The 14,845-nt window shown below is 40.0% G+C and carries 18 protein-coding genes and 2 tRNA genes; 19 read left to right on the forward strand and 1 reads right to left on the reverse strand.

What is annotated here, in order from left to right:
- Positions 1-189 precede the first annotated feature (189 nt).
- The 3 genes from cshA (at position 190) to KTHG_RS18375 (ending at position 3,763) form a co-directional block, all read left to right on the forward strand.
- Positions 190-1,719 (forward strand): degradosome RNA helicase CshA, encoded by a 1,530-nt coding sequence (gene cshA, locus KTHG_RS18365; protein WP_139995797.1) that lies wholly within the window; start codon positions 190-192, stop codon positions 1,717-1,719.
- Positions 1,720-1,824: 105 nt separating this feature from the next.
- Positions 1,825-2,304: a PH domain-containing protein gene (locus KTHG_RS18370; RefSeq protein ID WP_139995821.1), complete on the forward strand. Its 480-nt coding sequence runs from the start codon at positions 1,825-1,827 to the stop codon at positions 2,302-2,304.
- A complete protein-coding gene (locus KTHG_RS18375; RefSeq protein WP_139995799.1) occupies positions 2,297-3,763 on the forward strand; it encodes a PH domain-containing protein in 1,467 nt (488 codons plus the stop codon). The genes KTHG_RS18370 and KTHG_RS18375 overlap by 8 nt, the downstream gene beginning before the upstream one ends.
- Positions 3,764-3,796: 33 nt before the next feature.
- On the opposite strand, the gene KTHG_RS18380 is transcribed toward KTHG_RS18375, so the two are convergent.
- Complete coding sequence (locus KTHG_RS18380) at positions 3,797-4,417, reverse strand: rhomboid family intramembrane serine protease (RefSeq protein WP_126991395.1); 621 nt, start codon at positions 4,415-4,417, stop codon at positions 3,797-3,799.
- 70 nt (positions 4,418-4,487) lie between these two features.
- Between KTHG_RS18380 and acpS the strand changes: the two genes are divergently transcribed.
- From acpS to KTHG_RS18460, 16 genes are all read left to right on the forward strand, one after another.
- The gene (gene acpS, locus KTHG_RS18385) at positions 4,488-4,844 is read left to right on the forward strand and encodes a holo-ACP synthase (protein ID WP_139995801.1); all 357 of its coding nucleotides are present in this window, start codon (positions 4,488-4,490) and stop codon (positions 4,842-4,844) included.
- 165 nt (positions 4,845-5,009) lie between these two features.
- Complete coding sequence (gene alr / locus KTHG_RS18390) at positions 5,010-6,128, forward strand: alanine racemase (RefSeq protein WP_139995803.1); 1,119 nt, start codon at positions 5,010-5,012, stop codon at positions 6,126-6,128.
- 159 nt (positions 6,129-6,287) lie between these two features.
- Positions 6,288-6,548 (forward strand): hypothetical protein, encoded by a 261-nt coding sequence (locus KTHG_RS18395; protein ID WP_126991392.1) that lies wholly within the window; start codon positions 6,288-6,290, stop codon positions 6,546-6,548.
- Between the two features lie 27 nt (positions 6,549-6,575).
- Positions 6,576-6,926: a type II toxin-antitoxin system PemK/MazF family toxin gene (locus KTHG_RS18400; protein ID WP_126991391.1), complete on the forward strand. Its 351-nt coding sequence runs from the start codon at positions 6,576-6,578 to the stop codon at positions 6,924-6,926.
- A 182-nt stretch (positions 6,927-7,108) separates the two neighbouring features.
- The gene (locus KTHG_RS18405) at positions 7,109-7,885 is read left to right on the forward strand and encodes an STAS domain-containing protein (protein WP_255512504.1); all 777 of its coding nucleotides are present in this window, start codon (positions 7,109-7,111) and stop codon (positions 7,883-7,885) included.
- A 5-nt stretch (positions 7,886-7,890) separates the two neighbouring features.
- A complete protein-coding gene (locus KTHG_RS18410; RefSeq protein WP_186439686.1) occupies positions 7,891-8,256 on the forward strand; it encodes an STAS domain-containing protein in 366 nt (121 codons plus the stop codon).
- A gap of 2 nt (positions 8,257-8,258) precedes the next feature.
- A complete protein-coding gene (locus tag KTHG_RS18415) occupies positions 8,259-8,657 on the forward strand; it encodes an anti-sigma regulatory factor (protein ID WP_126991390.1) in 399 nt (132 codons plus the stop codon).
- Between the two features lie 47 nt (positions 8,658-8,704).
- Entirely contained in the window at positions 8,705-9,688 is a 984-nt protein-coding gene (locus KTHG_RS18420) for a SpoIIE family protein phosphatase (protein ID WP_126991389.1), read from the forward strand.
- A gap of 20 nt (positions 9,689-9,708) precedes the next feature.
- On the forward strand, positions 9,709-10,029 hold the full coding sequence (locus KTHG_RS18425; protein WP_126991388.1) for an anti-sigma factor antagonist: 321 nt from the start codon (positions 9,709-9,711) through the stop codon (positions 10,027-10,029).
- Between the two features lie 3 nt (positions 10,030-10,032).
- Positions 10,033-10,506: an anti-sigma B factor RsbW gene (gene rsbW, locus KTHG_RS18430; protein ID WP_126991387.1), complete on the forward strand. Its 474-nt coding sequence runs from the start codon at positions 10,033-10,035 to the stop codon at positions 10,504-10,506.
- Positions 10,484-11,263: an RNA polymerase sigma factor SigB gene (gene sigB, locus KTHG_RS18435; protein ID WP_139995805.1), complete on the forward strand. Its 780-nt coding sequence runs from the start codon at positions 10,484-10,486 to the stop codon at positions 11,261-11,263. The genes rsbW and sigB overlap by 23 nt, the downstream gene beginning before the upstream one ends.
- Positions 11,256-11,840 carry a PP2C family serine/threonine-protein phosphatase gene (locus KTHG_RS18440; protein WP_186439687.1) on the forward strand — a complete coding sequence of 195 codons (585 nt, stop codon included), beginning with the start codon at positions 11,256-11,258 and terminating at the stop codon, positions 11,838-11,840. The genes sigB and KTHG_RS18440 overlap by 8 nt, the downstream gene beginning before the upstream one ends.
- A gap of 89 nt (positions 11,841-11,929) precedes the next feature.
- On the forward strand, positions 11,930-14,059 hold the full coding sequence (locus tag KTHG_RS18445; protein WP_139995809.1) for a Tex family protein: 2,130 nt from the start codon (positions 11,930-11,932) through the stop codon (positions 14,057-14,059).
- Between the two features lie 66 nt (positions 14,060-14,125).
- Positions 14,126-14,575 (forward strand): SprT family protein, encoded by a 450-nt coding sequence (locus KTHG_RS18450; protein WP_139995811.1) that lies wholly within the window; start codon positions 14,126-14,128, stop codon positions 14,573-14,575.
- 107 nt (positions 14,576-14,682) lie between these two features.
- Positions 14,683-14,759: transfer RNA gene (locus KTHG_RS18455), tRNA-Asn, on the forward strand.
- Position 14,760: 1 nt separating this feature from the next.
- Positions 14,761-14,835 (forward strand) — tRNA-Glu (locus tag KTHG_RS18460).
- Positions 14,836-14,845 lie beyond the last annotated feature (10 nt).

Here is a 14,845-nt window from a genome sequence, read left to right on the forward strand (position 1 = left end):
TATAACTTCGAAATTAAACCGCTCGGCAAAGTCCGGGCTTTACTTTATATAAACATACTTCGTATTTTAACGAAGGTATAAGCGTTCAGGATATGAACATCCTAGACATGAGGCTCGATTTGCCCTATTTTCATCTGAAAATGTAACCATTTGTCAACTGCACACTTAACTAAAAGGAGAATGAGAAGTTTGACAAATTTTTCAGAATTAAATATTAGCGAATCTACATTAAAATCCCTAGAACGTATGGGATTTGAAGAAGCAACACCAATCCAAGCAGGTACTATTCCTCTAGCTGTTGAAGGCCATGACATTATCGGTCAAGCACAAACAGGTACTGGTAAAACAGTTGCTTTCGGTGTTCCATTAATTGAAAAGGTAGATCCTAAAGAACCAACAATCCAAGCACTAGTAATCGCACCAACTCGTGAATTAGCCATTCAATGTTCTGAAGAGCTACACAAAATTGGTTACGGTAAACGTTCTAAGATTCTTTCAGTGTACGGTGGTCAAGATATTAGCCGCCAAATCCGCGCACTTAAAAACAAACCACAAATTATCGTAGGTACACCTGGTCGTATTTTAGACCACATTAAACGCCGTACGTTAAAATTAGAAAACGTTAAAACATTAGTTTTAGACGAAGCAGATGAAATGTTAAACATGGGATTCATTGAAGATATCAATGCAATCTTAGAAAACGTACCATCTGAACGCCAAACACTTTTATTCTCTGCTACAATGCCTCCAGCAATCCGTAAAATTGCAGATACATTCATGACAGAGCCTGAAAGCGTAAAAATCAAAGCGAAAGAATTAACAGTAGATAACATCGAACAATTCTTCGTGAAATCTCAAGAACGTGAAAAATTCGATATCTTATCTCGTTTATTAAACGTTCAAAAACCAGAACTTGCAATCGTATTCGGTCGTACTAAACGCCGTGTTGATGAATTATCACACGCACTTAGCATCCGCGGTTACATTGCTGAAGGTATCCACGGTGACCTTTCTCAAGCAAAACGTCTTTCTGTATTACGTCAATTCAAAGAAAACAAAATTGATGTATTAGTAGCAACAGACGTAGCTGCTCGTGGTCTTGATATCTCAGGCGTAACACACGTTTACAACTTCGATATTCCACAAGATCCAGAATCATACGTTCACCGTATCGGTCGTACTGGTCGTGCTGGTAAATCAGGTGTTGCTGTAACATTCGTAACACCACGTGAAATGAGCTACTTACGTATTGTAGAAGAAACTACGAAAAAACGTATGACACCTCTTAAACCACCAACAGCTGATGAAGCTTTAGTTGGTCAACAAGAAGTTGCAGTTCAACAATTAAAAGAAATCGTTGAGAAAAATCATTTAAGCACTTACCGTGCAATGGCTGAAGAGTTATTAAAAGATACAGATGCAATTGATTTAGTTGCAGCTGCTCTTAAATCGTTAACAAAAGAGCCAGATGATACACCAATCAAAATTTCTGAAGAACGTCCACTTCCAATGCGTCGTGGCGGTGGCCGTGGTAACGGTGGCGGTCGCGGTGGTAACCGTAACTTCCGCGGTGGCAACCGTAATCGTAGCAATGGCGGAGATCGTCGTCGTCGTGAAGGCGGAGAACGCGGTGGAGAACGTCGTGGCAATGGTGGCGGAGACCGTCGTCGTCGCGAAGGCGGAGATCGTCGTCCTCGTCGTCACAACAACGAAGGCTAATAACGCAAATTTCAAGAGAGGCCAGGGATTATCCCTGACCTCTCTTTTTTTGTGCTCGCGTGTAATGTATGAGAAACTTAGAGGACTAACGAAGAAAGGGTGAAGATTTTGCAGGAACCACAGCAACAGATTTCTAAAAAAGGACTTACGGTATGGCGTATTCATGGTGTCATTCAAACCGTCATTGTATGGCTCATTTTAGCGCTTATTGGCGTGCTAACGTATTTTTTTGATTGGTACTCATGGATTTATATCGTTATTATCGCGTTAGCAGTCATCGAAATGGCTACAGCAATCTTTATTTTTCCGAAAATAAAATGGCGTCACTGGCGCTATGAAGTACGAGAAGAAGAAATTGAACTGAAATATGGTTTATTTATTATTGAACGCGTGCTCGTGCCAATGGTGCGTGTACAACATGTCAATACAACGCAGGGACCGATTTTAAAAAAATATCATCTGGCAGAAATCTCGATTTCGACAGCGGCAACCGTTCATACCATTCCGGCGCTAACGGAAGAAGAGGCGGATGCACTGCGCTCGAAAATTTCCGCATTAGCAAGGGTGGCTGAAGACGATGTATGAGAAACAGCATCTTCATCCGATTACGATTTTATTAAAACTTTTAAAAATCGTGAAAGAAACCATTGCAGGCTTTGCGATTATCTTTATCTTAAATATTAAAAACATTCCATGGAATCCGGCAGACCCCAATTTTAAGTGGACTTTATTAGGGCTGTTCGTTGTATTCTTTTTACTCTGCATCTTATTTGTGTTCGTATGGCTATCATGGCGAAAGCATGTGTACTGGGTTGAAAATGATGAGCTGCATGTGGAGAAAGGCTTATTTGTTAAAAAGCATCAGTATGCGCCGTTTGAGCGAATTCAAAGTGTAAATTTTAAGGAAGGAATTTTTCACCGTCCGTTTGGGCTTGTAAAAGTGTCGATTGAGACAGCAGGTAGTGAAGATTCTGGTATTGATTTAACCGCTATTTCTCGTGAGCAGGCAGACTGGATTGATACGGCGACAAAACGTGCAAAACGACAAGAAAAAGTCGCTGAAGAGGGCGTTATTGCTGAAAAGGAAGAAATTGTTACACGTGAAACGGTCTATAAAATGACGACGAAAAACTTATTTATTTTAGCGACGACGTCAAGTGGGATTGGTGTGATTTTTTCAGCAGTAGCCGCGATTATGTCTCAGTTATCAGACATTATTCCGTATGAGCTTATTTTTAATGAATTAAAAGACTTTATGAAGATTGGTATTTTAATCGTGTCATTAATCGCATTTGTGATACTTTTCATTTCTTGGCTCATTTCCGTCGTTATTACGTATTTAAATCATGCGAATTTTATGGTGGAGCGAGAAGGGGATCGTTTATTTATTTCGAAGGGATTGCTTGAGAAAAAGCGTGTCGCTGTACCGTTATCGCGTATCCAAGGCATTAAAATTGTTGAAACGCCTTTCCGTCAGCTTTTTGGATTTGCGGCGATTCAGCTAGAGAGCGCTGGCAATACAGAAGACGAAGGGGAGTCGAAAATCTCACTCGTACCGCTTATTAAAAAACGAGAAGGACTAGCTGTGTTAGCAGAATTATTCCCGGGGTATCAATTTGAATATACGCTAACGAAGGCGCCAAAACGTGCTTGGTGGCGCTTCGTATTATTCGCAAGTGCGTGGGCGATCCTTCCGGTAGCAGCAGTTAGCTATTTTGTGCCACATGGTTACGGTCTGTATAGCCTAATCTTGCTACCGTTGCTTATGTTTTTAGGGTATTTAAAATATCGTTCGTCAGGCTTTGCACTGTATGACAAGCAGCTAACGCTTGTGACACGCAGTATTTCAAAAGAGACCTTTTTTGTGATGAAGCACCGCATTCAGGCGTTAGGTGTTGGGCAAAGTGTTTTTGCGGAGCGTGGCAATTTAGCCCGTATCAATGTATCAATTGTTGCAGGAACAGCTGAATCTGAAACAACGCTACGGTTTTTTGAGAAAGACAAGTTGATGACGATTTTTAACTGGTATCGTCCAATGAACTAAAAAAAAGAGGCCTCCGAATCGGAAGCCTCTTTTTTATGAACGTTTCTGGCGCTGTTCACGCCACTTTATAATATTTTTTGGATGGAAATTAATAAAGCCAAAAACGGCACCTGTTAATAAGCCAGCGATGTGAGCAGTCGCGTTTACATTTGGCTGTAAAAATGTGATGATTACAGAAATCACAGCAAGCGGCACAATCATTTGACGCAGCTGCGGGAAGATCTTACGCGTATAGTAAACAAGTGCTAAAAAGGCACCTAAAATACCGAAGATGGCGCCACTTGCACCAACGGACACATATTCAGGTCCTTGAACAAAGTACGTTGCGACATTGCCGATGATGCCAGACATCATATAAATGGTAAAGAAGCGCAGTTTACCAGCAATTTTTTCAAGCTCTGGACCGAAGACGTAAAGCCAAAACATATTTGATAAAATATGTAAGAAGCCTCCGTGAATAAAGACGGCCGTGATAATGCGCCAATATTCACCATCTGCAATTAACCAGTTTGCTGCTGCGCCGTAATTTAGTATTTCAATCCGAATAGATGGCACTAAACCAGCGAGATAAACAAGTAAATTAATGATAATAAGGAATGCGACCATCGGATACAATTTTACATAATCCGATAATTTTTCGTTACGGTTGAACATATCGTCACCTCTCGTTCCAAGTTACTATTATTATACCTGTTTCAAGATTAAGAAAGAAAGGATGAGCTAAATGATTACAGGAATTGGACTCGATATTATTGAAATTGAGCGTGTTGCCAAAATAAATGAGCGCAACGATGCTTTTCGAAAAAAGGTTTTGACTGCAAAGGAATGTGCGATTTATGATACGTTAAAGCCAGCACGTCAGCTCGAATTTTTAGCGGGGCGTTTTTCAGCAAAAGAAGCTTTTTCAAAAGCACTTGGTACCGGACTTGGGAAAGACTGTGCACTGCATGATATTGAAATTTTAAAGGCACCAAATGGCCAGCCGCTCCTTTATTTTAAAGGTGAGAAAGTGCCTGGTTTTGTATCGATTACACATTCAAAGGCCTATGCAGCTGCCCAGGTCATTTTGGAGAAAGCATAAAGTTTCTTATGAAAATGGGCTTAAAGTTATAATTTAGGGGTAAAGAAAATTATCGCCCTTAAATCGAAAATAATGTCTTTTTAAAGAGCCTTTGAAAAGATTGACCTCATCAGTTGAGAGGTACATAATATTAGAATAAATCACGATTAGAAGAGGTTAGACAAAATGGAAGAACTACAAAATTTTCGACCTACAAAGGCCGTTATCGATTTAAAAGCGATTCAATCAAATGTTTCAAATTTACGCAAGCACCTACATTCGGACGTACATATTATGGCTGTTATTAAAGCAAATGCATACGGTCATGGTGATATTCGTGTTGCGGAGGTTGCACTTAAAGCGGGTGCAACAATGCTTGCGGTAGCAACACCAGAGGAAGCACTGCATGTACGTCAATTTATTGCGGATGCACCGATTTTAATTTTAGGAGCAGTACCTGTTCACTTTGCACCATATGCTGCAAAATATAATATTACGCTAACGGTATTTTCGACAGAGTGGCTTGAACAAGTAGCAGCACTTGCACCACAATTTGAAAAACCTTTATTGATTCATTTGAAAGTAGATAGTGGGATGGGTCGAATTGGCGTGCGCACAGCTGAAGAGTTACACGCTGTATACGAGGCTGCACAGCTAGAAAATGTCGTTGTAGATGGTATCTTTACACACTTTGCGACAGCGGATGAGGAGCAAACGACGTTTTATGAGCATCAGCTTGCAACATTTAAAAAGCTTGTGGCGTCCCTTCCTAAAAAACCACGTATCGTGCATGCGGCAAATACTGCTGCATCTCTTGTGAAAGAGCATGTACAGTTTGATGCGGTTCGCTTTGGCATTTCGCTTTATGGCTTATCACCATCACCTTATGTGGAAGAACACTTACCATATGACCTATGCCCTGCATTTTCACTTGAAACGGAGCTTGTGCATGTGAAACAATTGCACAAAGGGGACACAGTTGGATATGGCGCCACGTATGAAGCGACAGAAGACGAATGGATCGGTACGATACCGGTTGGCTATGCAGATGGCGTTATTCGTGCTCTTGCGAACCAAGAATTTTTAGTGCAAGGAATGCGCGCACCAATCGTCGGACGCATCTGTATGGACCAAATTATGATTAAATTACCGAAAAAAATGAGCGTTGGTGAACGTGTTGTTTTAATTGGTAAACAAGGTAATGATGAAATTACAATGCAAGAGTGGGCAAGCCGTCTAAATACGATTGTTTACGAGATTCCATGCATGTTAACACCTCGAATTCCACGCGTCTACAAAGCCTAATTTTGGCGGTGTAGTAGGCACGAAAATTCAGAAAACTAACATTACTTATATCGTTTATTTTGTTTTACACCTTTTCAAGATTACCAATCGATGGTAGTATTGGTGTTAAGCTTATTTAAGAACGACTATAAATTGAGGTTTGTTTTGGAGGTGCTGGCTGTGAGTCAAAAACAATTAGATTTAGTTCAATTGCCCGAATATGAAATGGAAAAAGCGTATGAAGCAGTTTTACAAAAGATTGCTCAACATTACGCATATGAAAGTGATGTGCGAAAAAATGCACGTCAGGAACAACAAAAACATATTCGAGAGGCAATGGTTAAGGGATATGAAGAAATGTCTCAAATTAACCTTACGATATGCAGCGAATGTTTGCATGTAGAGTACGAAGCGGAGCATGTAACTGGCCGTATGTGGTAGCGCGTCTCGTTTACGGAGGATGAAAATGTGAACGTAAAACGCGGAGATGTCTTTTTTGCAGATTTATCACCAGTGGTCGGTTCCGAGCAAGGTGGAACGCGACCGGTGTTGATAATTCAAAATGATATTGGAAACAGATTTAGCCCGACCGTCATTATTGCGGCGATTACAGCACAAATACAAAAAGCAAAACTACCTACACATGTCGAAATTGATGCGAAAAAATATGGTTTCGAACGTGATTCAGTTATTTTGTTAGAACAACTTAGAACAATTGATAAGTCTCGACTAACAGATAAAATAACACAATTAGACGGACCATTAATGAAAAAAGTAGAATCGGCATTGGAAATTAGTTTAGGCCTCATTAAATTTTAGTATACATAAAAAAAGACTACTGTTAGATCGAGTAGTCTTTTTTGTATTCAAAATAAAAACTATCAAAGTTATGTATAGAAATAAAAATTGAGCCGATATAGAAAAAAATGACTTTTAAAAGTGAATTATGTACAGAAATATTATACAATTGTGTAAAGATTATACTGGAGGGATGGTGATTTTTGATTAACTGGATAGAAGAGCATAAGTTAGAGATTGCAACAAATGTAGAGCACGCGTGGAATCAGCGTGAAAATGGACAAGAAATCGCAAATGAGAAAATCATCGACATGATTTATTTATTTGAGCAAATTGATTGTAATGATGAGGAAAGACGTCAACAACTTTGTCAATTATATAGTCAAAAGTATGAGTATTTTCAGGACACCGTATTACTTGTACAGCTTGTAGAAGAAGCTGTATTAGACACCGTTCTTAAATCAAATACCCATTCCGTTGAAAAACTAAGCATTTTTTTAAAAGAAAATTATAAAAAAATGCATGACATTGAGCGTTCTCTTGTCAAAGAATATGAACATAGCTATAAAGATGCGATGAATATGCAGCGAATCGCATTAAAAGAGCTATCGACGCCGATTATACCAATTCTTGATAAAATTTCCGTCTTACCACTTGTTGGCACAATTGATACAACGCGTGCAAAATTGATTATCGAAAATGTTTTAGAAGGTGTATTAAAACATAAATCAGAAGTATTGCTTATCGATATTACAGGTGTTCCGGTCATTGATACAATGGTGACGCATCATATTATTCAAGCAGTTAAAGCGGTGAAGCTACTAGGTACTACGTGTATTATCGTCGGCATTCGTCCAGAGATTGCCCAGACGATTGTATCGCTTGGCATTGATTTAGATGAATTTATGACAGCAGGTACATTGCAACGTGGCGTAGAAGAGGCATTACGCTTAACAAAGAGAAAAATTAGCGAGGTGTGATAACGATGATACAGCCAAAAGTGCCGATTTTAAAATTGAAGAACTGTTTAATTATTTCAATTCAATGGGAGCTTGATGATGCGACAGCATTACAGTTTCAACAAGATGTTCTCGAAAAAATCCATGAAACAAATGCACGCGGGGTTGTGATCGATTTGACAGCAATTGAATTTATTGATTCGTTTATTGCACGAATCTTTGATGAGGTTATTCAAATGGCAGGAATGATGGGCGCAAAAGTAGCGCTAACAGGTATCCAGCCACCGATTGCGATTACGCTTGTTGAATTAGGCATTGAATTAAGTAATGTATTAACGGCGCTCGATTTAGAGAGTGGTTTGGACCGATTGCAACAAGAATTGGAGGGATAAGAATGGACGTTTCCTCAGTGAGCATTTTGACGGAATGGGATATTGTGGCTGCACGTCAAATGGGCCGTAGTGAAGCGAAAGCGATAGGCTTTGGAGCTGTGGACCAAGCGCGTATAACAACAGCAATTAGTGAACTAGCTCGAAATATTTATTTGTATGCAGAGCAAGGAAGCGTCACGATTGGACGTTTCGAAAAAGAAGGTAAAGTAGGAATCCGCATTGTTGCAGAAGATTATGGGCCAGGGATTAGTGATGTACAGTTAGTGCTTCAAGATGGATATTCTTCTTCTTATGGTTTAGGAGCAGGGCTTCCAGGGGTAAAGCGTTTGATGGATGAATTTGATATTCAAACAGAAGTAGGAGAAGGCACGAAGATTACAATTGTAAAATGGTTGTCTTAGCAGATAGGTGAGGATGCGTTACGAAAGAGATACAAAAGCAGTATACAATGTTACTTAGCCAATATTTAAAGTATCAAACAGAGAGAAATTTATATTTAGGCCAAAACTTCAGTCGCCACCTTGTCCAAAAGAACATTACACCAGAAGAGGTCATTAGCATCCACAAAGTTGCACTTGAAGAAATTCAAGAATTAGGAATAACGGATAATATCATTATTTCGCTCGATTTCCTAACAGAATTTATGATTCAGTATGGCTTAGCGCTACGTGAGCATAAAATTTTAGTTGAGCAGCAAGAGTCAATGAATCATGAAATTGAATTAGCAGCGAAAGTGCAAAATACGATGCTGCGTACAAAAAAGCCAGAGCTCGATGGTGTTGAAATTGATTTTCTTTCGGTACCAGCTGGCAAGATGAATGGCGATTACGTTTATTTCCAAGATGATGATAGCGATTTTGTAGGGGTTGGCGTAGCGGATGTTGTCGGAAAAGGTATTCCGGCAGCGCTTTGCATGTCAATGGTGAAAAATGGTCTTGATACATTAGGTCAAGCGAGTATTAGCCCGGCATATGCGCTCGATGTGTTAAATCGCATCGTTGAAAAAAGTGTAGAAGATAATATGTTTATCTCGATGTTCTATGGACGATATGACAGTGAAGAGTCCATTTTTACATATGCATCGGCAGGACATGAGCCCGCGCTTTATTATTGTGCACGAGAACAGAAGTTTTATGATCTCGATGAATCAAAAGGGTTATTGTTAGGGATTTTACCAGATGTTCATTATACGGAAAGTTCAATTAAACTAGAAGCGAATGACATGATTATCATTATGACGGATGGCGTAACAGAGTGCCGTACAGAAGATGAACGTTTTCTTACGCGAGAAGAGTTAATTGAGATGATTTTTAATGTGAAAGAGGAAACGCCAGGGGACTTAGCGCGCAGTGTATTTAAAGCGCTTGAAAAATTCCAGGCCTTTCATCAGCGTGATGATTTTACATTAGCGGTAATAAAAAAAGTACAGTAAATTAAACAGAGGTGTAAACAATGGATTTAACAGTAAATATTACAATACAAGAAGATAATAGCGTTTTAGGTGTAATTAGCGGTGAAATTGATGCATATACAGCGCCTAAATTACGCGAACAGTTACTTGCAATTGATACGAAGAGTGCAAAAAAAGCCGTACTTGATTTAGCAGATGTAGGCTATATGGATAGTACAGGTATTGGCGTTATCGTCGCATTTTATAAGAGTGTAATCGCAGATGGCGGTGACCTTACACTAATCGGCTTGTCTCCACGTTTAAAACGTTTATTCGATATTACAGGTTTAAGCGGCATTATTCATGTAGAGGAGGAGGCATAGGTGATGAAAGAATTCGATTATTTTGAAATGCGCATCCCATCAAAGACTCAATACGTTGGTGTTGCGCGCTTAACAGTATCTGGTTTAGCAAGTCGCCTAGGCTTTTCTTATGACGACATTGAAGATTTGAAAATTGCGACAAGTGAAGCGGTAACAAATGCGATTCAACATGCTTATGTAGAGGATGAAGAAAAGCAAGAAGTTGTGGTTGGTTGCGCAGTATACGAAGATAAATTAGAAATCATGGTTGCGGATTATGGCCGTAGCTTTGAATTTGAAGAAGTAAAAGAAAAAGTAGGCCCGTATCACGAAGAAACGGAAGTGGAATTTATTCGTGAAGGAGGGTTAGGTTTATTTTTAATTGAAAGTTTAATGGATGAAGTAAAAGTATTAAACGAAAATGGCGTAACAGTGTTCATGACCAAATATGTTTCACGAGAGCAGGTGAATGCACATGTGGAAACAGACGTCCACTAGAAATGCCTCAAAGGAACAAGTACTCGCTTGGATTAAACGATACCAAGAAGAAAAAGATGATGAAGCACAAACACGACTTGTGGAGAACTATCAGTATTTAGTTGAATCAATTGCTCGTAAGTATTCAAATGGCCGTTCGTATCATGATGATATTGTGCAAGTAGGGATGCTAGGACTGCTCGGTGCAATTCGTCGCTTTGATCCTGAATTTGGTCGTAGCTTTGAAGCGTTTGCCGTCCCAACAATCGTCGGTGAAATCAAACGTTTCTTACGTGATAAAACATGGGATGTGCATGTGCCTCGCCGTATTAAAGAGCTTGGTCCACGCATTAAGGCTACAGTAGAAGCATTGACGACAGAGTTACAGCGCTCACCGAAAGTCTCGGAAATTGCTGAGCGTTTAGAAGTGACGGATGAAGAAATTCTAGAAGCAATGGAAATGAGTCGTAGCTACCAAGCACTATCAATGGACCACTCGATTGAATCGGATTCCGATGGTAGTACGGTGACATTATTTGATGTTGTTGGCAAAGAGGATGATGAGTTTGAGAAAACGAATCGTCGCATGATTGTTTCTGAGGCAATGAATGTCTTAAATGAGCGCGAAAAACAAATTATTCAACTGACTTATTTAGAACAATTAAGCCAAAAAGAAGCTGGTGAGCGTCTAGGTATTTCTCAAATGCATGTGTCGCGTCTACAGCGAAAAGCCATTAAGAAATTACAGCAGGCAATTATCGCTTCAGGTGGTGTCTAATATAAAGTGGTCGTATCATGTTTTTCAGCGCAATAAAAAAGAATATGATGTTTGTGGTGACGGTTTTTTTATCGGAGAGTTTGGTGAACGTATCGTTTGTGTCGTGACAGATGGATTAGGAAGTGGTCCAAATGCGCATGAAAGTGCCAAACTTGTAACACAGACTGTAGAACAATACAGTGAGACATTATCCATTCAAGATATGATGCATAGATGCAATGAAGCACTACGTATGCAACGAGGAGCTGTCGCGTCGATTCTCTATATTGATTCCACGCAGCAACAACTCCATTATTGCGGTGTTGGCAATATTTCATGTTATTTGATTCATGAAAATAATGTGAGTTACCCAAAGCCGCATTATGGCTATTTAGCGGGCAAACGAATTAATCCTTTTGTAGAGACATTTTCTTTTACAAAGGGAGACCGTTGCTTCCTTCACTCAGATGGTATCGAGGTAAATGATGTGAAGCAATTAGTTGATTGCACAACATGGCAAGCGTTGAGGCAAGATGATACAGAGCAATATCTCACATATAAAGATGACGACTTAACGTATGTGATGCTCAATCTTTAATCGAAGGTACCGGAAACCGGGCCTTCTTTTTTTATGTAAGGATAATAGAGAAAAATGATAAAATGAGGCGAAGAGAAAGGATGAGGTAGATGAATTTTTCAGCGATGATTGCAAAGGAACTAACAGTCGCACCGAAGCAAGTAACAGCAGTTATTACATTACTAGAAGATGGCAATACAGTGCCGTTTATTGCGCGTTACCGAAAAGAAGCAACCGGCTCTCTTGATGAGGTACAAATTAAAGCCATTGAGGATCGCCATCATTATTTAGTGCAATTAGAGGACCGTAAAAAAGAGGTCATTGCATCGATTGATGAACAGGGGAAGCTAACACCTGAGCTACAAACACAAATTACGCATGCGACAATCTTAAAGCAAGTGGAAGATTTATACCGTCCCTATAAACAAAAACGTCGTACGAAGGCAACGATTGCAAAAGAACTAGGACTAGAGCCTTTAGCAGACCAATTACTAGCGCTACCAAATGAAGCACCAGAAAAATTAGCGCAAGCCTTTGTATCAGAGGAAGTAGATGTGGAAGTAGCATTACAAGGTGCGCGCGATATTTTAGCGGAGCGTTTTAGTGATGATGCAAAAATTCGCGAAACAATTCGCCGCTTCACATGGAAGGAAGGTGTCATCTCTACATCGGTTAAGGATGAGGAGAAGGATGAAAAAGGCATCTTTGAAATGTATTATAGCTACGAGGAACCACTTGCTAAAATTGTGCCGCACCGGACACTCGCGATTAATCGCGGAGAGCATGAGGAGGTTTTACGTGTAGCTATTAAAGCGCCCGTCGCAAAAATTGAGGAAGCAATGCGCCGTTTGTGGATTACAAACCCCCAAGCAAAAACAGCTGCACAGCTTGAACTCGCGATTGAAGATAGTTATAAACGCTTAATTGCACCATCAATCGAGCGCGAGGTACGCGGGGAATTAACGGAGAAGGCAGAAGCACAGGCCATTCATATTTTCTCTGAAAACCTGCGTAGCTTATTATTGCAGCCTCCGATGAAGGGGAAATATGTGTTAGGACTTGACCCAGCATATCGTACGGGCTGTAAATTAGCAGTCGTAGATGATACCGGGAAAATGCTTGATATCTCCGTAATTTATCCACATCCACCGAAAGCAAAACGTGAGGATGCGAAGCGTATTATGAAAGAGATTTTGGCGAAATATCCGATTTCGATTATTGCGATTGGTAACGGCACAGCTTCTCGTGAATCAGAGGCCTTTGTAGCGGAGGTGTTACAAGAAGCTTCAAGTGATACGGCTTATGTCATTGTGAGTGAAGCGGGTGCGAGTGTGTATTCGGCATCTGATGTGGCACGTGCAGAATTTCCTGATTTACAAGTAGAGCAACGTAGTGCGGTATCCATTGCACGTCGTTTGCAGGACCCCCTAGCAGAGCTTGTTAAAATCGAACCGAAGGCAGTGGGTGTTGGTCAGTACCAGCATGATGTTTCGCAGAAAAAATTATCCGAGTCATTAACGTTTATCGTAGAAACAGCAGTAAACCAAGTAGGGGTTGATGTGAATACAGCCTCTGCATCTCTTTTACAATATGTTTCAGGTTTATCAAAAAGTGTCGCAGAAAATATCGTGACGATGCGCGGCGATATTGGCAAGTTTACAGCGCGTACACAACTTAAAAAGGTGCCAAGACTTGGCGCGAAAACGTACGAGCAAGCAATTGGCTTTTTACGTGTCATGGACGCAAAAAATCCGTTAGATGCTACCGGCATTCACCCAGAAAGCTATCCACTCGCAAAAGAGTTATTAAAACGCGCCAATACGACAATTGGTGCACCAGATGCGGAGGAATCATTACGTCAATTAGACATTGTGGCGTTAAGCAAGGAGTTAGGTATTGGTGAAATCACAGTAAAAGATACGGTAGATGTTTTAATGAAGCCGATGCGTGACCCACGTGATGCGTTCCCTCAGCCATTATTAAAGAAAGATATTTTAAAAATGGATGATTTAAAACCGGGTATGGAGCTACAAGGAACAGTACGAAATGTAGTAGATTTTGGCGCCTTTATCGACATTGGCGTTAAACAAGACGGACTTGTGCATATTTCAAAACTGAAAAAAGGGTTTGTGAAGCACCCATTAGATGTTGTATCACTTGGCGACATTGTAACGGTATGGGTGGACTCGGTTGATACAAAAAAAGAACGCATTGCTTTAACGATGCTTGCACCACAATAAATAGAAAGTGCTGTCTTCTATGTGTAGAATAGAAGATAGCACTTTTTTTATCGAGGAGGAATACGTGTGACAGATACACAAGTACACCAATTAGTATGTGATATTTCAATGCAATACTTTCATAAGCCATTTCGGCATCAAGCTTTTTTTAATCAACGTTTAAAAACAACCGGTGGACGCTATATGCTAAATAGCCATAACATCGAATTAAATAAGAAAATGCTTGAGGTATTTGGGTTGAATGAATTAACGGGGATTATTAAGCATGAGCTATGTCACTATCATTTACATTTAGAAAACAAGGGATACCAGCATAAGGATCGGGACTTCAAACAGCTTCTGGCGAGAGTAGGTGCACCGCGCCACTGTTCTTCTATTAAACAGGAAGTGAAAAAAACATTATATAAACATCATTATGTATGCAGTAAATGTGGGCAAAGCTATCAACGACAAAGAAAGATAAATACGTTAAAATACCGCTGTAGCAGATGTTTAGGAGAGCTTTTAAAAAAATAAAAAGTTTTTTTGGAAAAACTATTGACGTTTGTTGTATACCTCTCTATAATAGTAAAAGTCGACAAGGTAATCACTTACCTGAACGACACGAAAATTTTATTTATTATTCCGTTGTAGCTCAGTTGGTAGTAGCATCTGACTGTTAATCAGAGGGTCGCAGGTTCGAGTCCTGCCAACGGAGCCATGGCCCCTTGGTCAAGCGGTTAAGACACCGCCCTTTCACGGCGGTAACACGGGTTCGAATCCCGTAGGGGTCACCATTTAAATTAA

It is taken from the genome of Kurthia sp. Dielmo (genome assembly GCF_000307285.2).
In the GTDB taxonomy this organism is placed as follows: Bacteria; Bacillota; Bacilli; order Bacillales_A; family Planococcaceae; genus Kurthia; species Kurthia populi.

Bases quoted from the DNA above. Each gene is read 5' to 3' on its own strand.
- KTHG_RS18375 (WP_139995799.1), top strand. From the start codon at position 2,297: ATGTATGAGAAACAGCATCTTCATCCGATTACGATTTTATTAAAACTT.
- KTHG_RS18380 (WP_126991395.1), bottom strand. From the start codon at position 4,417: ATGTTCAACCGTAACGAAAAATTATCGGATTATGTAAAATTGTATCCG.
- acpS (WP_139995801.1), top strand. From the start codon at position 4,488: ATGATTACAGGAATTGGACTCGATATTATTGAAATTGAGCGTGTTGCC.
- alr (WP_139995803.1), top strand. From the start codon at position 5,010: ATGGAAGAACTACAAAATTTTCGACCTACAAAGGCCGTTATCGATTTA.
- KTHG_RS18410 (WP_186439686.1), top strand. From the start codon at position 7,891: ATGATACAGCCAAAAGTGCCGATTTTAAAATTGAAGAACTGTTTAATT.
- KTHG_RS18415 (WP_126991390.1), top strand. From the start codon at position 8,259: ATGGACGTTTCCTCAGTGAGCATTTTGACGGAATGGGATATTGTGGCT.
- KTHG_RS18420 (WP_126991389.1), top strand. From the start codon at position 8,705: ATGTTACTTAGCCAATATTTAAAGTATCAAACAGAGAGAAATTTATAT.
- KTHG_RS18425 (WP_126991388.1), top strand. From the start codon at position 9,709: ATGGATTTAACAGTAAATATTACAATACAAGAAGATAATAGCGTTTTA.
- rsbW (WP_126991387.1), top strand. From the start codon at position 10,033: ATGAAAGAATTCGATTATTTTGAAATGCGCATCCCATCAAAGACTCAA.
- sigB (WP_139995805.1), top strand. From the start codon at position 10,484: ATGTGGAAACAGACGTCCACTAGAAATGCCTCAAAGGAACAAGTACTC.
- KTHG_RS18445 (WP_139995809.1), top strand. From the start codon at position 11,930: ATGAATTTTTCAGCGATGATTGCAAAGGAACTAACAGTCGCACCGAAG.